At 42.9% G+C, this 24217-nt stretch carries 19 protein-coding genes; 9 read left to right on the top strand and 10 right to left on the bottom strand.

Annotated features, from left to right (window positions below; genetic code table 11):
• Positions 1–353: 353 nt before the first annotated feature.
• From BGP76_RS05645 to BGP76_RS05665, 5 genes are read right to left on the bottom strand one after another with little or no spacing between them, the layout of a single operon-like run.
• Positions 354–596 carry a hypothetical protein gene (locus BGP76_RS05645; RefSeq protein ID WP_073118490.1) on the bottom strand — a complete coding sequence of 81 codons (243 nt, stop codon included), beginning with the start codon at positions 594–596 and terminating at the stop codon, positions 354–356.
• Between the two features lie 32 nt (positions 597–628).
• Positions 629–1915 carry a response regulator gene (locus tag BGP76_RS05650; RefSeq protein WP_073118488.1) on the bottom strand — a complete coding sequence of 429 codons (1287 nt, stop codon included), beginning with the start codon at positions 1913–1915 and terminating at the stop codon, positions 629–631.
• A gap of 17 nt (positions 1916–1932) precedes the next feature.
• Complete coding sequence (locus tag BGP76_RS05655) at positions 1933–3834, bottom strand: ATP-binding protein (protein ID WP_073118486.1); 1902 nt, start codon at positions 3832–3834, stop codon at positions 1933–1935.
• Positions 3835–3870: 36 nt separating this feature from the next.
• Entirely contained in the window at positions 3871–4416 is a 546-nt protein-coding gene (locus BGP76_RS05660) for a hypothetical protein (RefSeq protein WP_073118484.1), read from the bottom strand.
• Between the two features lie 21 nt (positions 4417–4437).
• The gene (locus tag BGP76_RS05665) at positions 4438–5010 is read right to left on the bottom strand and encodes a SiaB family protein kinase (RefSeq protein WP_073118482.1); all 573 of its coding nucleotides are present in this window, start codon (positions 5008–5010) and stop codon (positions 4438–4440) included.
• Between the two features lie 482 nt (positions 5011–5492).
• On the opposite strand from BGP76_RS05665, the gene BGP76_RS05670 reads away from it, so the two are divergent.
• Positions 5493–6587, top strand: coding sequence for a lipopolysaccharide assembly protein LapB (locus BGP76_RS05670; protein ID WP_119843919.1), 1095 nt, complete (start codon positions 5493–5495; stop codon positions 6585–6587).
• A complete protein-coding gene (gene thrS / locus BGP76_RS05675; RefSeq protein ID WP_119843920.1) occupies positions 6587–8524 on the top strand; it encodes a threonine--tRNA ligase in 1938 nt (645 codons plus the stop codon). The genes BGP76_RS05670 and thrS overlap by 1 nt, the downstream gene beginning before the upstream one ends.
• 104 nt (positions 8525–8628) lie before the next feature.
• Here thrS and BGP76_RS05680 read toward each other — a convergent pair whose 3' ends face one another.
• Positions 8629–9567 (bottom strand): FKBP-type peptidyl-prolyl cis-trans isomerase, encoded by a 939-nt coding sequence (locus BGP76_RS05680; RefSeq protein WP_158584083.1) that lies wholly within the window; start codon positions 9565–9567, stop codon positions 8629–8631.
• A gap of 314 nt (positions 9568–9881) precedes the next feature.
• Here BGP76_RS05680 and mnmE point away from each other — a divergent pair, with 314 nt between their 5' ends.
• From mnmE to BGP76_RS05715, 7 genes are all read left to right on the top strand, one after another.
• Positions 9882–11237: a tRNA uridine-5-carboxymethylaminomethyl(34) synthesis GTPase MnmE gene (gene mnmE, locus BGP76_RS05685; protein ID WP_245816767.1), complete on the top strand. Its 1356-nt coding sequence runs from the start codon at positions 9882–9884 to the stop codon at positions 11235–11237.
• 106 nt (positions 11238–11343) lie between these two features.
• Complete coding sequence (hsdR, locus tag BGP76_RS05690) at positions 11344–13716, top strand: EcoAI/FtnUII family type I restriction enzme subunit R (RefSeq protein ID WP_119843922.1); 2373 nt, start codon at positions 11344–11346, stop codon at positions 13714–13716.
• Between the two features lies 1 nt (position 13717).
• Complete coding sequence (locus BGP76_RS05695) at positions 13718–14923, top strand: PD-(D/E)XK nuclease family protein (RefSeq protein ID WP_119843923.1); 1206 nt, start codon at positions 13718–13720, stop codon at positions 14921–14923.
• On the top strand, positions 14924–16363 hold the full coding sequence (locus BGP76_RS05700; protein ID WP_119843924.1) for a class I SAM-dependent DNA methyltransferase: 1440 nt from the start codon (positions 14924–14926) through the stop codon (positions 16361–16363).
• Entirely contained in the window at positions 16364–18793 is a 2430-nt protein-coding gene (locus tag BGP76_RS05705; protein WP_119843925.1) for a DUF559 domain-containing protein, read from the top strand.
• Positions 18794–19448: 655 nt separating this feature from the next.
• Positions 19449–19862, top strand: coding sequence for a hypothetical protein (locus BGP76_RS05710; RefSeq protein ID WP_073118457.1), 414 nt, complete (start codon positions 19449–19451; stop codon positions 19860–19862).
• 89 nt (positions 19863–19951) lie between these two features.
• A complete protein-coding gene (locus BGP76_RS05715; protein WP_158584085.1) occupies positions 19952–20527 on the top strand; it encodes a C40 family peptidase in 576 nt (191 codons plus the stop codon).
• 33 nt (positions 20528–20560) lie between these two features.
• On the opposite strand, the gene BGP76_RS05720 is transcribed toward BGP76_RS05715, so the two are convergent.
• From BGP76_RS05720 to BGP76_RS05735, 4 genes are read right to left on the bottom strand one after another with little or no spacing between them, the layout of a single operon-like run.
• A complete protein-coding gene (locus BGP76_RS05720; RefSeq protein ID WP_119843927.1) occupies positions 20561–21265 on the bottom strand; it encodes a sulfite exporter TauE/SafE family protein in 705 nt (234 codons plus the stop codon).
• 1 nt (position 21266) lies between these two features.
• A complete protein-coding gene (locus BGP76_RS05725; RefSeq protein ID WP_119843928.1) occupies positions 21267–21695 on the bottom strand; it encodes a FixH family protein in 429 nt (142 codons plus the stop codon).
• A 5-nt stretch (positions 21696–21700) separates the two neighbouring features.
• On the bottom strand, positions 21701–23119 hold the full coding sequence (ccoG, locus tag BGP76_RS05730; RefSeq protein WP_119843929.1) for a cytochrome c oxidase accessory protein CcoG: 1419 nt from the start codon (positions 23117–23119) through the stop codon (positions 21701–21703).
• A gap of 4 nt (positions 23120–23123) precedes the next feature.
• Entirely contained in the window at positions 23124–24131 is a 1008-nt protein-coding gene (locus BGP76_RS05735; RefSeq protein WP_119843930.1) for a cbb3-type cytochrome c oxidase N-terminal domain-containing protein, read from the bottom strand.
• Positions 24132–24217: the final 86 nt, after the last annotated feature.

Consider the following 24217-nt stretch of genomic DNA (forward strand, 5'->3'; position numbering starts at 1 on the left):
ATAAAATGTAAACTCTGTGTTGTATTAGTTTGGATCTAAAAACCTATTGTCTACATTATTGACAAATCTGTTGGAGGGATGGGGAATAGTTGGAGTGTGTGATTTAATAGGATTTGTAACGCACAGTTTTGGTACGCTTACGGTTGGCGTGTTTTTGATGATTGTAACGTGAGAATATTCTGTTTTTTGGCTTAACTACTCTTATCGTCCTAGAAAATGGCTTGGGTGAGCAGGAGGGGAGTGCCAGGCATATCGTGATACAGATAGCGATAATTAATATTTTCTCAGGTTTATTTTTCATGGTTATAAAAAAAGCTTCGAAGAGAAGCTAATTAAATAGAGGAGTGGATACACTATTGTATTTTGTCCATGACTTCTTTTGGGAAGCTGATGTTGTACAAAGTATCAAGTGCATCAGTGAATAGTTTGAACTCTTCTTCTTGAAATAGCCGGTCATTGTTTGGATCTTCTAATTCATCTAATTCAAACCCTTTCTCTCGCAGTTGGGGCAAGACTTTGATAATGATCCTTTGCCATGCCAATGGGGTAATGTTTTTGTTACACCAGTTTTTTAATGTTATCACCTTTATCTTCATACACTCCTCCTCGTTTATGCGCTTACTCTGAATTAAACTTGGACTCCCATGATCATAATGTCATCGGTTTGTTTTTCATTACCAATCCAATCGTTTAATGTCTGTTCTAGGATGGCTTTTTGTTCATCCATAGGTTTATCTATATTTTTCTCCAATGCTTCGGTCAGTCTCGCTGCACTGAATTTTTTGTTGCTAGGGCCACCAAACTGATCGGGAAAACCATCCGAAAACATATAGAAAGAAGTATCTCCTTCTATATAATCTATTACATGCTTGGTGTGTTTTTTGTTAGGATCCGTATCACCTCCTAGTGATATTCTGTCACCTTTGACTGTTTCTATTTTTCCGTCTTTGGTGTAGAGTAGGTTTTGTTTAGCACCAGCGAAAAGAACCTGAGATTTGGCTCTATCTATTACTAGGATACTGGCGTCCATACCGTGATGGTTTTCTGTCTCTGCTTGGTTTAGTATCTCTACGATACCAATATTTAGGTTTTCTAGAATTTCATCTACGTCAGTAATTTCATGCTCGTGTACGATTTGGTTGAGTAGTGACTCTCCAATCATACTCATCAGCGCACCTGCTACTCCATGTCCTGTACAGTCTACTGCTGCGATACATGTTAATGCATTGCCATCTTCGCCTTCTATTTCTGCTATCCAGTAGAAGTCACCACTTACAATATCCAGCGGTCTGAAGATGAGGAAGAAGTCAGATAATGCTTCTTTGATGAGTTCTGGAGATACTAGCATAGCATTCTGTATCGTCATGGCATATTTGATGCTATCCATGAGTCTTTTGTTGACCTCTGCTAGTTCTTTGGTTCTTTGATCTACTTTTTCTTCGAGACTTGAGTTGGCTTTTTCGAGTTCACGGATCAGGTTGATTTTGTCACTTTTTAGTTCGTAGGCTTCTAGGGCTTTATCGATGGTTAGTTTCATCTCGCCTTTATCCCATGGTTTGGTGATATATTTATATATACCGCATTTGTTGACTGCTTTGACGATGGCCTCAATGTCTGCAAAACCTGTCAAAATCATTCGGATAACATCTGGAAACTCAGGAAGTACGCGCTCTAGGAGTTCTGTCCCCGTCATTTCAGGCATTTTTTGATCGGTAATCAAGCACTGGATATCATTGGTGCGTAGCATTTCTATTGCTTCGTTCCCACCCAGAGCAGTGAGTACATTGTATTCCCTTTTGAATGCCATGCGGAAAATACGAAGATTACTTTCTTCGTCATCCACATAGAGAATCGTGTACTTGTCTCTATTTTTTGGGGCTTTTTGCTCTGCTACTAATTCTTGATTTGATTCCATTATTATTTCCTAATCAATTATGCTTGTTGAGATTGTGAGACTTTGTTTTGGCCTTTCTTTTCAGCCAGATGCTTTGGTAATAGGATGGAGAATTCTGTTCCTTTGCCCTCCTCACTATTGACATAGATGTTGCCTCCATGCTTTTCTATGATTCCAAAGGTAATAGACATTCCTAGTCCCGTCCCAATACCCACTGCTTTAGTCGTAAAGAAAGGTTCAAATATTCTTCTTTTGACTTGTTCTGACATACCAGCGCCATTGTCTTTGATCTTGATCATGATGTGCTGATCTTGGTTCTCAGTATATATCTGAATCTCCCCGTCTTTTCTTTCTTCTGGGATGGCCTGAATCGCATTACTGATGATATTCATAAACACTTGATTGAGCTGACCAGGGAAACAGTTGATTTCCTCTATATCGTCATCATAGTATTTCTTTAGATCAATGATGTTCTTGGTTTTATTTCGGAGTAGGGTGAGGGTGGCGTCCAGAGCGTCATTGACATTGGCTGGTTTCATCTCCTCTTCATCTAGTCTCGAGAAGACTCTTAGCCCTTTTACGATTTCTATAGTACGTACAGCTCCTTTTTTGATATCTGATACCAGTTCTTTAAGGTCTTCTAACAGGTCGTCATAAGAGTACTCTTCTTTGAGATCTTTGAGCTCTTCTAGTGTTTGTTTGTAGTCTGTTGTTTCTTCTAATTCTTCGTATTTATTTACGATAATCATGAGGTCATCCAGAGAGACTTTTAGGGTGTCAATACCATTGTATACAAAGTTGATCGGGTTGTTGATCTCATGGGCGATACCTGCGGTCAACTGACCTAGGGATGCCATTTTTTCAGACTGGACGAGTTGAGACTGAGTACTCTTTAGGTTGTTTAGGGTGTTTTTTAACTCCGTACTACTATCTTTCTCATGTTCTAGGGCTTGTTTGAGTTGGTTCTCCGTGATCATGAGTTTTTCGGTCGCTTCTAGTTGTTCTTCAGCGATATTTCTCATGCGTTCTTCAGAGTATTTCACTCTATCATACGCCTTTCTTAGTTCATCCTGTACGCGGATTAGTTTCTCATTGACCTCTATTTGTTTTCGTGAACTTTTGAGGATTTCTTGCTCTGAGAGTTTTAATTTTTTGTTGCGCTGCTCTAGGGCACGCTGTGAGAGAATTAGCTTTTCATTGGCTTCTAGTTGTTTCTCAGCACTGCGTCTGATTTGCTCTTCTGATTTTTGGAGTTTGGTGAAAGCCTGGTTTGCTGTCATGAAGTTTTTATAGGCAAGATTGACGGCAGGTCTGAATACGAAAGAGGCTTGCAACAATATCACCCCAATAATAATAGCCGTAATAATGTAGCCCATGGAAGATGAACCTGCTTTGTTGATATTGGCTTCTATTTCGTAGACATCAGCGATTTCATTGGCTTTTTCTGTGTATTTTTTTTGTTGGTCAATAATGTTATTTAAGGCTCGGTCGATGATTAAGTTTTTGTCTTGTGGGTCATCATCAAAACTAATGTTGGCGATTTCTTTGGCTGCATCTCTCACTTCTATAAAGGAAACGTCTGATTCCTCTAATAGTGAAATGACTTGGTCTGAGTTTTCTATTCTACTGATACCTAGCTCTGGATCACCTTGTTTTAGTGCTTTTTGTGTTTTTTCGAATTGTTCGATAGAGGCATTTAGTCTACGTCTAGCGATGATAAAATTTCGCTCGCTTTTAAGTACTTTGTCTGTACTCATTAAGATCGAGTTTTTGGCAATATCTTCACTATAGGTGGCTTGGCGCTGAGCTAGCTTGACTAGTCGTGCATCATTTTTATTAACACGGATTGTGTTCTGAACTAAAAATTGACCAAAGAATAGCCCTATGATTATAAGTATTATGGTCAGTACATAAGATCTAATCAGATTGTCCTTTTTCATTTTGGTGTATTTAGATTAGGGTGAATCATAGTAGTATTATTTTTCTGAGTAGGATAGACTACTATTCTCTCCTAAGTTGGTGTTGTCTTTGTTCAACGAACTTTTGCTTAAGATTTTCTTTTTAGTTTGCTTTAGAAAATAACTTTCCAGCATTCCTTCAAAGAATTTCAAAAACATTGCAATAATCAAAAGTATTAACAATCCCAAATATGGGATATCAATAGCGTCTTCAATAATAGGTCCGAGAAACTGCTCTTCTGAAACGAACAAAATAATAGCTAGTGCAAACATGATTCTGGAGGCTTTTTTACCTACAGTCATTTTGTCAAGCTCGTTGATGGTGTCTTCTAATTCTACGTTCTTCTTCTGAATCTCCGAGTTTTGGCTTTTAATTTTTTGGTTGGCGTGATCGAGTTTTTTCTGTAGTCTATCACTGATTCGTGTGATGACTTTGCTTTGATCTAATAAGTCTTTATAGTGCACAGCAATACCCACAGCATCGTCCATGCTTAAATCCTTCTGCTTTACCTTGCCGACATAATCCGACAAAATCTTCTGCTCCTCGTGGTAAAGTTCTTTCATATTATTCTTATTCGAAAGCGCTTATGCTTCTGTCAATTCTTCTTTTTTTACTCTAGACACTCTAATCTGAAAGGTGAAATAAGAGTAATCTTCATTTACTGTATGAAATTCATAGGATAGTTTTTGTCCAGTTTTTCTAGCGATCTCAACAAAACCAAGACCTGCGGTACCTCTATCCGAAAATTCTCCGTTGTAGAGTATTTCCTTATACAGCTTTTTGAGTTCATCCTTATCCAGTGAGTTGATGTTGTCCAGTTTTCCTTTGATGGTATTGATTTTGTCATTGGGGATGAAATTTCCCGTCATGATGTTGAAAAACTTCTTACGAGAGGTCACCATCAGCAGTCCAGCCTTAGAATCATAGGTGTCTATGGTTTCATCCGATACTTCGTCCATATGATGGTAGAGGTTTTGGATGCATTCTGTAGCCGCACCATAAAATTTCTTTTTGATCAATCGATCACTTTCAATTTCCCCGATACGACCATCCAGAGTCTCGATGATAGAGGTAACCAAGTCAAAAGTAACCTCACCTTTGTACATCAGTAAGATGTTGGTGTCGTATATGTTTTTATATCTTTTTAAGAGATCCATTTTTTATCAAAAGCCTTGATTCTATAATAATCGGTGAATTTGAACTAATCATTTACTTATAATAATGTTTTTTTTAGCTCGAATTCAATTAGTGAATCAAAATACATGCATTGTTTGCACTATTCAAAGAAAAAGTAAAAGCTTTTTTTGTCTCCCGCGAAGATGGAGCCTTACATGTGATATTTCAGCTTTGTCACTGAATAAAACAAGGTTTCTTTTTCTCAATTAAACACAGGTTGAATTGTATCAACTTTGAATGTTACCAAGAATAAAGACAACTTCCAAGCCTTGTTATTTTTTTCGACATCATTTAAGTGTAAACCTAAGAGCTTAGGGGATTTACCTAGTGTAGGGCATTTTTGATGATTGAAAATGACCTAGGTTTAGGTTCAAGAGGCCTGTTTGAAAAAAATGCGATCACCTGTTTTTATCTTACTTTCTCTTTCACTGTTTTCGCCATTTTTTCTACATAATTTTGAATAATGAATAGTAAGTCTTTGACAATACTCTTTTGGGCAGTGATATCCTTGTGTATGGATACCTCTTGTGTGAAGAGATACGGAAAGTATGAAATGTACAATCAATTGTCTATCGGACAATTGGAATTGTCGGGGTTGTCGTTGGATCTTGACGAGCCATTGCATGCAGAATTTGTGATTCAGTATCTATTGCAAGAGAAGCGTAAGCATTGGGATGGAGTCTCGCCGAGAGTGGCTCGTAAACTCACTGAGCAGTTGGGGACTGAACCATATATTTGTTTTTTATTGGCTGAGTATTACTTTGATCAGCGAGAATATGATCTAGCCCTTCAGCACTTGAATACGCCAGTAGAAGGCATGCCTGAATTAGAGGTGTATGACCTTAAATCCAAAATCTACAATAGACTGGGAGCTTATGACTTGGCGATTGATCAGATCAATAATGCAATCTTGATCAATAGTAGTAACTCTACATTGTTTGATCAAAAGGCCAACATCTATCTGCATATGAAAGATAGTCTGTCTGCACTTACTTATTATAAGCAGGCTTGGTCGTTGGATCAAAGCAAATTGGATATTCCTGTCAAAGTAGCTCGTTTGTATGCTGACCAGGGTGAGTTAGAGGAAGCCATCTCTTGGTTGGATCGTGTCGATTTAGATCAGAGTTCTCCCGAGGTTCGTGCGGTCAAAATCAAAATTTATCGCTCTCAAGGTATGGACTTGGAGGCGAACGCTATTCTAAAGGGGCAGCTTGATAAAGGAGACCTTAGTTCTGGTAAAGAATTAGTGAACTTCTTCAAAGCGCGTCATAAAGCAGATTCAGTGTTACATTATGCCTCTGTGATTTTGGAGCAGGATAGTGTGAATAGGGATGCCATGATGGACAAAGCGGAGATGTATGATCTAAAGGGGTATTTCTCTAGTTCGATTCAGTATTATGAGCAGGTTTTAGAAATTGATTCCCTCGACCAAGAAGCCATCGAAGGAGTAAGAAAAGTAAATGGAAAAATTGCATATTTGCGCAAAATAAGGGAACGCAAGGAGTCGATACCGACTTTTGATATTGCCTCCCCAGAATTAAAGAAAACATTGGATTGATGAGTGACAGTAAAATTAAGATCACTTTGCCAGACGGCAGTATCAAAGAGCTTAATAAAGGTTCTAACGGTTTGGATGTAGCATTGAGTATCAGCGAAGGCTTGGCAAGAAATGTTTTGGCAGCTGAAGTAAATGGAGAGGTGTGGGATGCTACCCGTCCTATTACCACTGATTCGGAGGTGAACCTGCTAACCTGGCAAAATGATAAAGGTAAGTCTACGTTTTGGCACTCATCTGCTCATTTGATGGCAGAGGCTCTCGAAGCGCTCTACCCGGGCGTGAAACTCGGAATAGGTCCTGCTATTGAAGGAGGCTTTTACTATGATGTTGATTTTGGAGATCAGGAGTTTGACTCAGAAAACCTCAAAGTACTCGAAGACAAGATGCTCGAACTTGCTCGAAACAAGAGTGAGTACGTCAGAGAAGAAGTATCTAAAGCTGATGCAGTAGCCTACTTTACAGAAAAGGGAGACCAATACAAGCTCGAATTGATCGAGGGATTGCAAGACGGAGATATTACATTCTACAAGCAAGGCAATTTCACGGATCTATGTAAAGGGCCACACATCCCGAATACGGGCTTTATCAAAGCGGCTAAGATTCTAAATATAGCAGGTGCGTACTGGAGAGGAGATGAAAAGAACAAGCAACTAACCCGTCTCTATGCGGTGACCTTTCCCAAACAAAAGGAGCTCAAAGAACATCTTGAGTTGTTAGAAGAGGCCAAAAAACGGGATCATAGAAAATTGGGCAAGGAGCTAGAGCTGTTTACTTTCTCTCAGAAGGTAGGGCAAGGCTTGCCGCTATGGTTGCCCAAGGGAGCGATGCTTCGTGAGAGACTGGAGTCGTTTCTAAAGAGGGCGCAGACCAAGGCAGGGTATCAGCCGGTGGTCACCCCGCATATCGGAAACAAAGAATTGTATGTGACATCTGGTCACTATGAAAAATACGGGGAAGATTCGTTTCAGCCGATCAAGACCCCTAATGAAGGCGAAGAATTTTTCCTCAAACCGATGAACTGTCCTCACCACTGTGAGATATACAAATCTAAGCCAAGGTCATACAAAGATCTACCTGTACGCTTTGCGGAGTTTGGTACGGTGTATCGCTACGAGCAGAGTGGAGAGTTACACGGTTTGACGAGAGTCAGAGGTTTTACGCAGGATGATGCGCACATATTCTGTACACCAGATCAGGTCAAAGAAGAGTTCTTGAAAGTGATAGACTTGGTGCTTTATGTGTTCAATGCCCTAGGGTTTGAGGAGTATACGGCACAGATTTCGCTCCGTGATCCAGAGAACAAGGCCAAGTACATCGGGTCAGACGAGAATTGGGAGAAGGCAGAGTCAGCGATCCAAGAAGCTGCTGCTGAAAAAGGCCTGAAAACGGTGACCGAATACGGTGAGGCGGCATTCTATGGTCCAAAGCTAGACTTTATGGTCAAAGATGCACTGAAGAGAAGCTGGCAGCTGGGTACGATCCAGGTGGATTACAACTTGCCAGAACGATTCGAACTAGAGTATACTGGCTCTGATAACCAGAAATACCGCCCAGTGATGCTTCATAGAGCACCATTTGGTTCGCTAGAGCGATTCGTAGCGGTGTTGACAGAGCACTGTGGTGGTAACTACCCACTGTGGTTGACGCCAGATCAGATTGCGGTATTGCCGATCTCGGAGAAATGTGCCAAGTATGCCGAGGAAGTGTACGCATACATGGAAGAAAACGATATCCGTGGATTCATCGATCATAGAGATGAAAAGATTGGTCGAAAAATCCGTGATGCGGAAACCAAAAAAATCCCATTCATGCTGATCGTAGGAGAGAAGGAACAAGAAGAAGGCAAAGTCTCTGCGCGGAGACACGGAGAAGGTGATCTCGGTAGTTTTACCAAAGAAGAATTTTCCCAGCTATTTAGAGAAGCGGCGAAGGTGTAATTGTATCAGCGTTAAGAAAAAAGAGCCAAGAATCAAGACACACAGTCTTGATTCTTGGCTCTTTGTCTATAGCATAGACAGGTCTAATGTCTAGCAACTAGATTCTACTTGATCTCCAAGAGCTCGACCTCATACGTCACTGGTGCGTAGGGTTTGACGTTGGTAGTGATGTGGCCGTATTCGAATAACTCTTCTCTTAGATTGCTTGGCATGATCTGGACACTGCTACCGAAGGCTAGGTTAGATGGCATGATCAACAGTGCCTTTTCTCCTTTTTTCATCTGTAGGACACCTTGTTCAAATCCTTTTACCAGCTGGTTTGTATTCATTTGGACTGTGAGTGGTTTGTCTGCTTCTGTTTCTTGTATTACTGTACCATCTAGATAGCTGCGTTTGTAGTGTAGCTTCACTTGATTGTAACTTTTCGGACTTTCTCCTTCTCCTGGGGTAAGGGTCTTGTAGTATAGACCAGACGATGATGGTATTACATCTTCGAACCCTTCTGATGCGATGTAGTCCTCGATCGTATCTATCTCTGCATTTTGAACATCCGTCTCATCCATGGTCGCTACGAGTTCCATCTCTACGATGAAGTTGGTGTAGGCTCTGAACGAATTGTCAGATGGTGAGTAGCTGTTGTAACTCGTATAGGATGGGAGATAGAAGCGTGCTTTCTCGCCTGTTTTTAGGATGTCTATACCATAGTTCATTCCTTGTGGTAATACACTGTTCCAGTTGAATTTGAACGGTACAGCTTCGTCTTGTACGGATTCTAAAGTATCTCCGTCTAGCGTTACGATCATGTATTTCACATACATAACGTCTCCTGATGCGGGGGCTTCTCCGTTGGGTTCAGAGACTAATTTTTCGTAGTGGATACCAAAAGAGGATGTTTCAGTATTGATGTTGTTTTCCTTCAAGTAGTTGCTGATTTCTTTGTCGCTTTGTTTTTGTTGTTTTTCAAAGTCAGATTCCTCCAGACATCCTGTGACAAGTGTTGTGAGTATGACGATTACCCCAACCCATATTTTTCCTTTCTGCATAGTAATTTTCATTTTGATTCTAAATCTGTTTGTACCCTATAGACACAAATTGTAGCCAATCAGTTGGAATGGGGGGATGGTATTTTGAAGGAATTTAAGTTTGCTTGAAAAGTCATATGTGGATGAAGTGAATGGACCAGCCAAGAACTAGATGCCAAAAGCAGGTCAGAGGGAAGAGTTGTATGATTTTTAAGTTCCTCGTTATGATCTAGACAGCCCCTAACCAAACGATATTAAATTTCAGGTTAGCTCTATACATTTTTGGTTGGAAGGGTGGACAGAGACTTGGGGCGATTATCTTTGCGGTCATGCACATGAACGATACCATAGTAGCCCTCGCTACACCTCCAGGAGTAGGTGCCATCGCAGTGATTCGCCTGTCTGGTGCGGAGAGCATTGCCCTGACGGCCTCTTGTTTTGATGGCAAGGATTTGCTGACGCAAAAATCTCACACCATCCACTTTGGCAACATCCTCGATGGCGAGGAGATCGTCGACGAGGTGTTGGTGTCGCTATTCCTCAATCAGCGGTCCTTTACCAAGGAAGAAAGCGTGGAAATCTCCTGTCACGGGTCGCAGTACATCATCAACCGCATCATTCAACTTCTGATCCGTAAGGGCGCGCGTCTGGCCAATCCGGGGGAGTTTACCCAACGGGCGTATCTTAATGGTCGCTTTGATTTGGCGCAAGCCGAAGCAGTAGCCGACCTCATAGCCTCCGAAAACGAATCATCACATGCCGCAGCACTCAACCAGATGCGTGGCGGGATATCCAAAGAAATCAAAGCCCTGCGCGAGAAACTCGTGCACTTCGCCTCGATGATCGAGCTCGAACTGGATTTTTCTGAAGAGGATGTGGAGTTTGCCAGCCGTGACGAACTCAAAGAACTGATCAAAGGCATAGACAAGGTACTGGTCAAGCTGATCGATAGTTTCCAACTCGGCAATGTGATCAAAAACGGGGTGCCCGTCGTGATCGTCGGAAAACCCAATGCGGGCAAATCAACACTGCTCAATGCCCTGCTCGAAGAGGAGAAAGCCATCGTGTCGGATATCGCAGGGACAACCCGCGATACGATAGAGGACGAGATCAACATCGGTGGGGTGAAGTTCCGCTTCATCGATACAGCGGGTCTACGAGAGACGACCGATCAGATCGAAGCGATCGGAGTGGAGCGTGCCAATCAAAAGATGAAAGAGTCTTCGCTAATCATGTATCTGTTTGACCTCTCGACCGAAGGGCTCGATGTGATCCTCGCACAGGAGCAGCAGCTTATCGAGATGGACAAGCCCTACATCCTTGTCGGCAACAAGCGGGACAAGGTAGAATCAGAGCCTGCTGCACTGCTGGAGAACGAACACTACATCTCCATAGCAGCCAAGCAGGAAACAGGAGTGGCTGCACTCAAGGATATGATCTTCGCCAAGAGCCAGATGGACAACTTCAAGACCGGCAATGTCGTCGTGACCAATGCCCGCCATCACCAGTCGCTAGTCAATACCCAAAACGCACTGCACGATGTAGTACGCGGGATCGACAACCAGATCACCAACGACTTCCTCGCCCAAGACATCCGTCACTCACTCTACTACCTCGGTGAGATCACGGGAGAGATATCGACTGATGATTTGCTAGATAATATATTTTCTAAGTTCTGTATTGGGAAGTAGATACTCACTTGAACTATTGCCCCTTTTTGTACAATTTACAGACATTGTATTGTTGTCCAAGCTTGCAGTCTTTTGATGAGTCTCAAGCACCAACCTGAATGAGGCCATGTTAGACAAGAAGAAGCTGTCTGAAAGAGACATTTGCACCAAGTATATTAATCCTGCCATCCAAAAGGCTGGATGGGATATGAAACGTCAAGTGCGTGAAGAGGTGTCCTTTACCGATGGGCGAATCATTGTTCAAGGTAAAATCCATACGCGAGGCAAGCAGAAGAGAGCCGATTATATTCTCTATGCCAAAGATGCTGAACCCATAGCGGTCATAGAGGCAAAGGATAACAACAAACCAATAGGTTCTGGAATGCAACAGGCATTGGAGTATGCCGAGATACTACAAATTCCCTTTGTGTTTACTTCCAATGGAGATTCATTTGTGTTTCATGACAAGACGCTATCAGAAGGTCAGTTGGAATCTGAAATAACATTGGAGGAGTTTCCATCCCCTTCAGCACTTTGGGAGAAGTATTTGGCCTATAAGGGTATAGTGACACCTGAGGCAAGAAAGATAGTTGAACAAGAATACTATCCTGATGACAGTGGTATGAAACCACGCTATTATCAGCAAAACGCCATCAATAGAACAGTGGAGGCTGTAGCCAAAGGCCAAGACAGGGTTATCCTGGTGATGGCCACTGGGACAGGCAAGACCTATACGGCATTCAATATCATCTGGAGACTTTGGAAAGCGGGTGTCAAGAAAAGAATTCTATTTCTGGCGGATAGAAATGCATTGTTGACGCAAACCAAGAACGGGGACTTTTCACCCTTTGGGAACGATATCATGCATATCATTAAGAATCGCAAAATCGATAAGTCCTATCAGATCTATTTTGCTTTGTATCAGGGGTTGACAGGAAATGAAGAAACTAAGAATGCATACAAAGAATTTAGCAAAGACTTTTTTGATCTGATCGTCATAGATGAGTGTCACAGAGGCAGTGCTTCTGAAGCCTCTGCATGGCGTGAAATCTTAGATCATTTTGAGTCTGCTACTCAGATAGGATTGACTGCTACTCCCAAGGAAACCAAGGATGTATCTAACATGGAGTACTTTGGTGAACCTGTCTATACTTATTCACTCAAGCAAGGTATCGAGGATGGTTTTCTAGCACCATACAAAGTGGTAAGAATCACAACAACAATCGATGAAGGTTGGAGGCCAACGGCTGGATTGAGGGATAAATATGGCAATGAGATACAGGACAGAATTTACAACCTCAAAGACTATGATAGGAAACTAGCAGTCGATGAGCGCACCCAATTGGTCGCTCAGAAAATCACGGCGTATCTAAAAGCTACAGATCGATTTGCCAAAACCATTGTTTTCTGCATAGACATAGATCACGCCAACCGCATGAGGCAAGCTCTCATCAATGAGAATGCCGACATGGTAGCTAAGCATCCCAACTTCGTAGTGAAGATCACAGGTGACGATGAAGTAGGCAAACGAGAGCTGGACAATTTTACAGATGTGGAAGAGCGGTTTCCAGTGATTGCCACCACCTCCAAGATGCTTACTACGGGTATTGATACCAAAATGGTCAAACTGGTCGTACTGGAAGCCAATATTGGCTCTATGACCGAGTTCAAGCAAATCATCGGTAGGGGAACAAGAATCAGAGAAGCAGATGGCAAAGTGTACTTTACCATTATGGATTTTAGGAAAGCAACCAATCTGTTTGCTGATCCAGATTTTGACGGTGATCCTGTTCAAATCTATGAACCGTCACCAACAGAACCTGTGGTGCCTCCAGAGGAAGAGACAGATATAGAAAATGAAGTAGGTGACACGACTGCACACCCACCTCCTGGTGGTATAGGTATTGATATAGTGGGTGGGGATGAATCTGAACCGAAGAAGTATTACGTCAATCAAATTCCTGTTTCGATTGCACACGAAAGGGTTCAGTACTATGGTTCGGATGGGAAATTAATCACTGAATCGCTCAAGGACTACACCAAGAAGAACGTAAACAATGAATTTGCTTCGTTGGATGATTTTATACAGCGGTGGAATAGTTCTGAGAAAAAGGAAGAATTGATCAAAGAACTAGCCGAACAAGGCGTTTTGATAGAGGCATTGAGAGAAGAGGTGGGGCAAGACATGGATGCGTTTGATCTCATCTGCCATGTGGCCTTTGATCAACCAGCACTCACACGTAAGGAAAGAGCCAATGCGGTCAGGAAAAGGAATTACTTTACCAAGTATGGAGCGGTGGCCCAAAAGGTCTTAGAAAGTCTCTTAGCCAAGTATGAAGATGAGGGCATCACGTCCATCGAACAAGGGACAATCCTGAAAGTCAAACCCTTAAACAAATTGGGCTCTCCGGTAGAATTGGTCAGGGCTTTTGGTAAGAAGAAGGATTTTGAAAGGGCTATTGTTGAGTTGGAGCAACAGATCTATAATAATATTGCTTAGCATGGAAAAAAGAGAAATTGAAAGCAACTATGCACAATTGTTGAAAGATGATGTGTTTGATCAGCTGTCACTTGAAATGGGTCAACCAAATTTTTTTAGAATTCTAGGAATTGAGCATAGAGAAAATAGACATTCCAACTTTTTGGCTTGGCTATTAAACCCGAATGAATCACATGGTTTAAAAGATGAGTTTTTGAGACGGGTATTACAAGATATACTCATAGATGAAAGAGCAACAGATATTTCAATTATTGAAGTTGGAAATTTAGATTTCAAAAAAGTTGAAATACGGCGTGAATGGAATCACATTGATTTATTGATTGTTACTGAAAAAATTGTTGTTTGTATAGAGAATAAGATTTGGTCTGGAGAGCATAGTGATCAGTTAAAGAGATATAAAAACGATGTAGAAAGGAATTTTAAAGGGTACAAATTATCATATGTATTTTTAACTCCTTCTGGTAATGAATCTTCTGAAAAGGAACATTATATAAATTATTCATATGGTCAGATACTGATTATTTTGAATAAGATATTAGAAGGAAAGGGGAACTCAATAAATTCTTCAACAAGGACATATTTAATTGATTATTCAAAGACATTAAGTCAGCATATTATGAATGATGATTCAACCAATATTTTAGCTAAGCAGCTATATAAAAACCATAAAGAGTTATTCGATTTTGTATGGCAAAACAAGCCTGATGCATGGGATGATTTTGCTCAAATACTACAAAAAAAAGTAAATGATCAAGGCTGGAAATTAGGGTCAAAAAACAAAGGTTGGGTAAGGTTTACAACTCATAAAATTGACCATTTAATTCTAAGATATAAGACTGCTAATGGATGGCCTGATAAGGAGGCATTCTTATTTGAGTTTGATTTTTATCAAGGCAAATATTTAAGTTTTAAAGCAATGATATCCCCTGGTACTGATAGACTCGATTACAATGAAAGATTAGTTGAGATATTAAATGAGATAGAAGGTGCGGAAAAAAGTCAAGGAGAAAAATGGAAAGCAATCTTGTATTTCAATCAGCCGTGGGAACTCGTTCGAATTATGGAAGAATGGGATGATACTGATAAGTACGATAAAAAAATAGATGCTTTTATTACAGAGATACAGCCATTAATTAAGAAAATTGAAGACCAATTTCTTAAATATGAAGAGGAGTTAAAAGCATTAAAGGTAAGCGAAGAAGAATAAATGAGCACAATCACAACGAACATAAAAGGCATCCGTGACATCATGCGGAAGGATACAGGAGTGGATGGAGATGCACAGCGCATCTCTCAAATGGTCTGGATGCTATTCATGAAGATATTTGCTGACAAGGAGGAGGAGTGGGAGATCACGATTGACAACTATGAAAGCCCCTTGCCCGAATCGCTCAAGTGGTCTAGCTGGGCAGCGGATGAAGAGGGACTCACAGGCGAAGAACTCATGACCTTCATCAACAATGAACTGTTCCCAACGCTGAAGGAATTGGATATTGTTTCCAATCCGCAAGCCAAAATCATCCGATCTGTATTTGAGGATACCTACAACTACATGAAGAACGGAACACTGTTTCGTCAAGTGATCAATGAGATCAACAAGATTGATTTCAACAGTACCAATGAGCGGCATTTGTTCAATGATCTGTACGAGACCATTCTGAAAGAACTGCAAAGTGCGGGCTCATCGGGCGAATACTACACGCCTAGGGCTGTCACGCAGTTTATGGTGGATACCATTGATCCACAATTGAAAGAAACTGTACTTGATCCCGCTTGTGGTACTGGAGGCTTTTTGACTTGTGCCATCGATCACAAGAAGTCTCTGGTAAAGAACCAAAAGGATGAAGCAGCCCTACAAGCAACCATCCGAGGGATAGAAAAGAAGCCCTTGCCTCACTTGCTTTGCACGACCAATTTGATGCTGCATGGCTTTGATGTACCTGCGGTACGTAGGGACAATTTGCTCAGCAAACCCTATGCGGATTGGGGCAGCAAAGACAAGGTAGATATCATCTTGACGAACCCTCCATTTGGTGGCGTGGAAGAAGACGGTACAGAGACCAACTTTCCGCAGAAGTTCAGAACCAAAGAAACGGCCGATCTTTTCCTGGCCTTGATCATTCGCTTGCTCAAAGACGGGGGACGCTGTGCAGTGGTCTTGCCAGACGGTACTTTGTTTGGTGAGGGGGTCAAGACACGGATCAAGGAAGAGCTGATGGAGCGATGCAACCTCCATACCATCGTGCGCTTGCCCAATGGCGTGTTCAATCCTTATACCAGTATCAAGACCAACGTGCTGTTCTTCGAGAAGGGAACACCCACCAAAGACGTGTGGTACTTCGAGCACCCATACCCAACAGGTGTCAAGAGCTACAACAAAGGAAAACCGATTCATATCAAAGAGTTTGATCTGGAAAAAGCATGGTGGACAGATCGTGAAAACGAAAAGTACAGCCAATATGCATGGAAGGTCTCCGCACAAGAGATCAAAGACCGAGGCTACAACCTAGACATCAAAAACCCACACCAAGAGAGTGACGACCTGGACAAACCTGAAGTGATCTTGGAAAAATACAGCGCGACTACTGAGAAGGTAAACAGCATACAAGAGGAGATCATCCGAGTACTAACCGAGGCTTTGAAATAAATGCAACTACTCAAACACTTCAAAGAACTCACAGTTCATCCCAAAAATGCCCAAGAGCTCAAAGGCTTGATTCTACAACTGGCCATACAAGGGAAACTCACTAGAAAATGGCGTGAGCAGAACCCTGATGTAGAGCCTGCTTCTGTCTTATTGGAAAAAATACTGGAGGAGAAAGTGCAGTTGATCAACGATAAAAAGATCAAGAAAGAGAAAGTATTAGACGATGTTTTACCCGATCAGATTTCTGATCTGCCAAATGGTTGGATAAAAACTAGATTAGGTGAGGTTATACAGATTGTTAGAGGTATTACTTTTCCAAGTTCAGAAAAATCGAAAGAGGATTATGAAGGGAAAATTCCTTGTCTAAGGACTGCTAATGTACAAGATGAAATCGATTGGGATGATCTCCTTTACATTGATAGGAAGTATGTAAAACGAGAGGATCAAATATTGCAAGCTGGAGATGTTATTATGTCTATGGCAAATAGTAGAGAGCTTGTTGGTAAAGTCGCATTGCTTAAAAAGGAAATGTCTAGAGAGTTTACTTTGGGCGGTTTTATTTCAGCATTAAGGACTTACGTATTTGATCCTGAATATTTGATGGTATTGTTGAGAAACCCTAAAACAAAAAATGAATTAATTGCTAGTTCCAGTCAAACTACAAACATTGCAAATGTTTCAATAGCGAAACTTAGACCATTAATTATTTCATTTCCCCCCCTAGAAGAACAAAAGGCCATTGTAGCCACCGTCAATCAGTTGTTTGAGGAAGTAGAGGCACTGGAAAAGCAAACCCAAGCAAGGGTACAGCTCAAAGAAGACTTTGTGACCTCAGCTTTGCAACAATTGGCTACAGGAGATACGGTCAAGGAGTGGTCGTTTTTGCAGGCGCATTTCAAGACCTTCTTCACCGAAAAGACAGCCGTCAAAAAACTAAGAGAAACCATCCTCCAACTAGCCGTCCAAGGCAAACTCACCCACCACTGGCGCCTTCAAAATTCCCCTCCCTTGGAGGAGGTGTTCAATTCCCCTCCCTTGGAGGGGTGCCCGCAGGGCGGGGTGTTCAATTCCCCTCCCTTGGAGGGGTGCCCGCAGGGCGGGGTGTTCAATTCCCCTCCCTTGGAGGGGTGCCCGCAGGGCGGGGTGGTCCATACAGCACCAGATAAGTCCTCGCAGGACAAGGTGGTCAAACGAAACGCCAAAAACTACTTTAGCCTTCCATACAACCCCGCACTAAAGGAAAGAGCCAAAGCACTCAGAAAAGCAGGAAACTTATCTGAAGTGCTGTTTTGGAATGAAGTCAAACGCAAGCAGTTCAAAGGACTGGACTTTGATAGACAAAAGATCATCGGCAACTATATAGTGGATTTCTACTGTCCCAACTGCCAAGTGGTCATAGAGATAGATGGTAGCAGTCATGATCACAAGCAAGCCTACGATGCTAAGCGTGACGCTTATTTGGAGGGGTTGGGGCTGACGGTGATTCACATCCCTGATATAGACATCAAGAAGAAACTGGCCTATACCATGAATGCGTTGATGGAGCATCCTGCCTTGGTGGTGGGTGAGGCTGATGCAGTGGTATCGCCACATGCTGCAGAGACGGTCCGTGCTGCAGAACCACCCCGCGCTGGTGAGTCGGTCCGCACTGCAGAACCACCCCGCCCTGCGGGCACCCCTCCGGAGGAGGGGAATTGGGAGCCGGCGTCTGTTCTACTCGAAAGGATCAAAACTGAGAAAGAGCAACTCATCAGGGATAAGAAGATCAAGAAGGAGAAGCCCTTGCCTCCAATCACCGATGAGGAGATTCCTTATCCATTGCCTAAAGGGTGGGTTTGGTGTAGGTTGGAAGATTTGATGAGTATTACAGGGGGAGTTGCGAAAGGAAAAAATGTTAAGGGAGAAATAATTGTAAGCCCATATTTAAGAGTCGCCAATGTGCAAAGAGGCTTCTTGAATTTAGACCTTGTTAAGGAGATAGCTGTCTCATCAATAGACTATAAGAAATATCAAATAGAGATTGGTGACTTACTAATGATTGAGGGTGGAGATCCCGACAAAGTTGGAAGATGTGCAATTTGGAACGATGAAATACAAGGTTGTATACATCAAAACCATGTTTTTAGAGTAAGAGGGTATCTTAAAGGCGTTTTATTCAACAGGTTCTTAATGGAGTTTATCAATTCACCTAATACGCGCAGATACTATGAGGACTGCGCAAAGCGAACCACCAATTTAGCTTCTATTAATAAGACACAAATGAGAAGTACTCCAATTGCATTACCACCAAAAGAAGAACAAAAAGCCATTTTAGAGAAGGTGAATGCCATGATGGGGTTGTGTGATGCGTTAGAGCAAGAAATCGAGCAGAGTACGACCCAAGTGGAGCAGCTCATGCAGAGCTGTTTGCGGGAGGTTTTTGAGGGATGAGTTTTGAGTCTGCATTATGCAATAGAAAATCTATTCCGGTTTTAACTCGTTTCAATCCAGTCGCTTTGTTATGCTTGTCACCGTAGCGGTGCTACGCTTTCGAACCCTGTTACATTATGCAGGTTGGATCAATAGAGGCATGCCGACAAGGAGGACAAGCCTCTGCCTAGTGTCCACCTTTTTTTATCAAAAAAATACCCTCTAAAAAGTGCGTTTGGGGCCATTTGAGCGGGATTTTTTGATCACGTGTGTTTGCGGCTTCAAAGACACGTGTTCGGTCGATCAATCACGTGTGTTCGGACGGTCAAACACACGTGATTGGAGCGTCAAACACACGTGTTTGTTTTTAACTTTTATTAACGTCTCGTGTGGTGCTTTTGGATCGGAAATTGTTATAGAAATATTGTCTAATAGATACATCGAAAAGGCCATTCGATACCCGCGCTTTTCACAGCCCATGCCCAGCCAAGTCGAGCACTACACTGTCGCGACCCAGCCAAGCAACACCCCTTTTGCAAGTACCCACTTAGCAAAGCTCCAGACAAGCATTGTCGGCTTTTGCCTAGGTCTCCCTCAGTGAAGGACTCTGTCCAAACTGCGCTAGGGTTAGTTAAGCGATTCTCAATTTTTTTTTTAACATCTAAATAGTAAAGTTATGACTGTAAAGTTCAAAATAGTCCCCAAAGGCCATCCAGGAGTAGTTGGCGGGGGAGTCGTCAAGTATTATGCTGCCATCGATAGAGGTGACAAAGTAGATTTTCGTGACCTCTTGACAGAGATCGAAGAGTTGAATGTTGTACATCCCGGTGTTTTTATCGCCGTATTGGAAGCGTTTCTTCGTAAAGCAAACCATCATCTGATCAATGGTCGTGCAGTAGATTTGGGTCAGTTGGGTACGCTCTATCCTTCCATCAGCAGCTCGCCTGCCGATAGTGCGGATGAAGTTACGAGAAACAACATCCGTAGATTCAAGATCGTCTATCGTCCAAGCGCACTGCTACAACAGGGGCTGGACCATGTGAAATTTGAAAAATCGTCTAATGGAAAACATGAGGAACCCGCTGCATAAGCACCCGCAATACACCAATGACAAGAGACCATGAATGACACTTTGAAAGTGTAGGTTCATGGTCTTTTTTTTGTACATTGATGACTCACATGAGAAATATACTGATCCTTGTATTTTTATTGGGTTGCTTTCAAATAGGCACGGCACAGGATGCTATGTCAGTACTCATAGCGCAAAACCTGACTGATTCGGTTGTCCTTGGCAGGATCGATCAGTTTAGAAAAGGTGGATATGAGAAGCCGTTTGACTGTGGGACGCATACCCGAGAGGAGTTCATCGCGACGGCCAAAAACTACCTAGGGACTCCCTATCAGTACGGGGGAACTACTGCCGATGGCATGGATTGCTCTGGTTTGATCTTCAGGACGTTTAGGGACTTGGGACTAAGTGCCCCACATGGTGCACAGGCTCTTGCCCGCTTTGGAGAGATCATACTGGACAAGAGCGAATTGCTACCGGGTGATGTGATTTTCTTTACCCAAACCTACAGCACCCGCAAACTGGTGACACATGCGGCATTCGTCTTAGCGGATGGTCAGATGATTCATGCTTCCACGTCCAAGGGCGTACAGATGATCCCGATCGACGATCCCTATTACTGGAACGCGCACTACCTCTTTGGAACACGGATATTTGGTGTAGTGCCAGACCTCTCCGAAGAGTAAAGAGGTTAGACATTGTTTGGTTTAGTCGCATATCTACTGACATACAGTAATCCCACCATCCAAAGGGTAGAGAAACCCTATGACAGGGCTAAGGTAGGGTACGCTGAGTTCCATGCCTCTGAGGATGAGGATACATCCGAGGAGCATGACAAAACCTGCTGAGAGTTTGTGAATCTGAGGAGTGATGCGATGTGCAATCAGTTGACCCGTCAGGGATACGATGAGCATCGCTGGGAAGGTGCCTAACCCGAAGATCATCATGTACCATGCGCCTTTGGTGAGTGCGCCTGTCGCCAGCGCTCCGACGAGGGCTGCATAGACCAGTCCACAGGGCAAGAAGCCGTTGATCAACCCTGTGAGGTAGCTGCTGAGCAACTGATGACCTTTCATGGCTTGTCCAAATATTCGTCTAAACCACTGCGTCAGCCGACTGAGTGGTCGTCCTAGTCCTGTTGCATCTATTCGTTTGTACAGCGCAATGGCTAGCAGTAGCATCATCGCACCGAGAAGGATGGAGATGAACTGTTGGTAAGTAGCGAGTACGAGCCCCTGTCCGAGTAGCCCAAAGACCACACCGAGTAGGCTGTAAGTAGAGATACGCCCTAGGTTGTAGAGCAATCGAGAGGTGACGAAGCGATTGAGCGAGTTTTGGCTTTTGAGTGTCAGCGCGATGGGGCCACACATGATGACGCAATGCATACTGCCCAAAAAACCCAATATCAATGCGCTCCAGTACATATCAAAGAATGATGGTGTTCTCTACAAAATAATCGTGCGTTTGATCTTTCCAACTTAGTTTGGTCTTCCATAGCCCTTTTTGAAAATCCGCTTGCGTAAAATACTGTCGTGCACTGTCATCCAGTTTCAAGGTGAATTTTTGATCCATCCCTGAGTGAGAGGGGCGAAAGAAGAGTACTTCGCCACTAATGATCTCGATGGTGTCAGGAAAGGATAAGATGATTTTACCATCCTGCTTAGAAAATATCGGCTTGGTCATCAGTGCATTGTAATTGTTCATTTTGTCAATCTGATCTTGATAGGCGAGTTCTTCCTCATAGTAATCTGGCGCGACCAGATGTACATCCTGTTTCATAGCGATGGTGACCATCGTGATGATGAGGATTGCAAATAAGATGAATGTAATGGTGATTTTGTGTCCCCAGTTCATGGTGTTTATTTCTTTAGTACTACAGGTCCTAGAAAGCTGACTTTGAAATCAGAGATTAGTTCATCGTCTGCATAGACACCTATGTCTATTTTAGACTTGGTGCTTGCTAGGTCTGCTTTAGGTATTTTAATAAAGAAGGTTCCGGAGAACTTCTCGTTTGAGTTGAGCAAAATCTGGGAGCTCCCGACTTGTTCTATACTCGCGTGTTCAAAATTGAGTACGCTCAGGCGTAGTTCTTTGGGATCAAATGTCTTGTTGATCAGCTGTATGTTGTACAAGTTGCTGATGGTGTCACCAGCTAGTTTTTCATATAGTGTGCCAGGTACTTTCAACGCATTGATGTCCACATCAGATCGTGAGATCAGCATGAACGACAAGAAGCCGATCAGTGCGACCAAGATCACAGCGTATCCAGCTACTCGTGCGTTAAATAGCTTCGTTTGTCCCGTTTCGATGGCAGTATGTGAGCTGTAGCGAATGAGCCCTTCGGGTCGGTCGACCTTATGCATGACTTCATCGCAGGCATCCATACAGGCTGTGCAGTTGACACACTCTAACTGCGTACCATTGCGAATGTCTATTCCAGTAGGGCAGGCGTGTACACATAGTTTGCAATCAATGCAGTCGCCAGCTTCGGAGGTCTGTTCTGCTTTTTTCTTGATTTTGTCTCTAGGTTCCCCTCTGATCCAGTCATACATCACGACGATGGATTCCTTGACTAAGAGGACACTTTGTAGTCTTCCATAAGGACATACAGCCACACAGGCCTGCTCTCTAAAAAAGGCGAATACCCAATAGAATATCCCTGTAAAAGCTAGGAGACCCAAAAAACCAGAAAGGTTCTCGAGGGGTGGTTGAGAGACAATCTCTATGACTTGATCCACACCGATCAAATAGGCCATGACGGTGTGCGAGATCAGTAGCGAGATGAGTAGAAAGATCAGTTGCTTCGATCCTTTTTTAAAGATTTTTGTACTGTTCCAAGGTGCTTGGTTGAGTTTGCGTTGCTTGTTGGCATCTCCTTCGATGAGGTATTCGATCTTGCGAAACACCATTTCTAAGAATAGTGTCTGGGGACAAGCCCAGCCACACCACACACGCCCAAAAGCCACGGTAAATAGGATGATAAACACAAAGAAGGTGACGAGCAATACAGCCAGTAGGAAAAAATCCTGAGGCCAAAATGCCTGCCCGAAAATGATAAACTTGCGTTCGAATATATTGAGCAATAGCAGTGGCTGCCCGTCTATTGTTATAAATGGTCCACTAAAAAGCAGGGACAAGAGAATCACCGTAACGATGATTCTCTTGTTGTGATACTTGCCCTTCGGCTTTTTTGGATAGACCCAAATACGTTTACCAGATTCATCGACAGTAGCGATGGTGTTTCGGTATTCTTCTTCGTATTCGTAGTGATTTTCCATCGTGCTATTCTGCTACCGCTGTACTGTCTGTTGCTGCAGACGTAGTTGTTTCCTCTTGATATAGTTCACCCTGTGGTGCTTTGGCATTGGCAGGATTGGTTCCTCTGAGGGTGTAGATGTAGGAGTTGACGGCATTCATGTTGGCAGGGGATAGTACTTCCTTCCATGCGATCATTCCTTTCTCCACCACACCATTGGATATCGTGTGATACGTGTCCTGTGCTGAGCCACCATGTAGCCAGTAGTCATCGGTGAGGTTAGGGCCGATTCCTCCTTCTCCACCTGCTTTGTGACAGGCCACACAGTTGCGTTCGTAGATGGTTTTTCCTTTGGTGAGTAGCGCGGCATCATCGGAGAAGCTAATGTTAGACTCGTCGATGGCTTGCTCTTCACTGCCTTGGCTACTTGACTTTGCCGCCTCTGCTTTGGCTACTTGCTGTGCATATTCTTCATCTTGCAGCGGTGTGAGTTTAAGGACGTGATAGTTGACCATGTATGCGATGGCAAATACAATGGTGATGTAAAACAGCCATTTCCACCAAGGAGGGAGGTGATTGTCGAGTTCTTTGATTCCGTCATAGTCATGATCGAGTTCTATGGCCTCTTCCTCTTCTAGTGGTACAGCTCCTGTGAGTTTGTCATTAAGTCGTTTCCATAGGCTTGGTTCGTCTATGGTTATACCTTTTTTCTCTAGGTCTGTATTCAGCATCATCTTGATTATGTTGAGTAAGACGATTGCCACCAGTAGCACGAGCAGTACGACCAGTAGTACTAGGCTCATCATGATCAGCATCATATCGTTTGAACTGATACCCATCGTGTCGCTTTGTGCATTTGCACTCAGTGACCCACATAGTACGAGCACCGCGCATAGTAAAAGTGTAACCGCAGGGCGGTAGCTTGCAGGACTTAAATTCCTGACCTTCGAGCCGAACGGAACTAGAAGCCATCTTAATATCCCTAGGGCTCTGCCTTGGGGTAGTTTTTTATAGGTATGATTGAATATTTTCATCTCTGTAGGTTTTTTCAGTGTTCGTCAAAAGGTAAATTTTTCATTTCATCTATGTAGGAGCGATCCACTCTGAACACCCACCATAA

Origin of the sequence: Reichenbachiella sp. MSK19-1, from assembly GCF_003590315.1 — a bacterium.
GTDB lineage: Bacteria > Bacteroidota > Bacteroidia > Cytophagales > Cyclobacteriaceae > Reichenbachiella > Reichenbachiella agariperforans.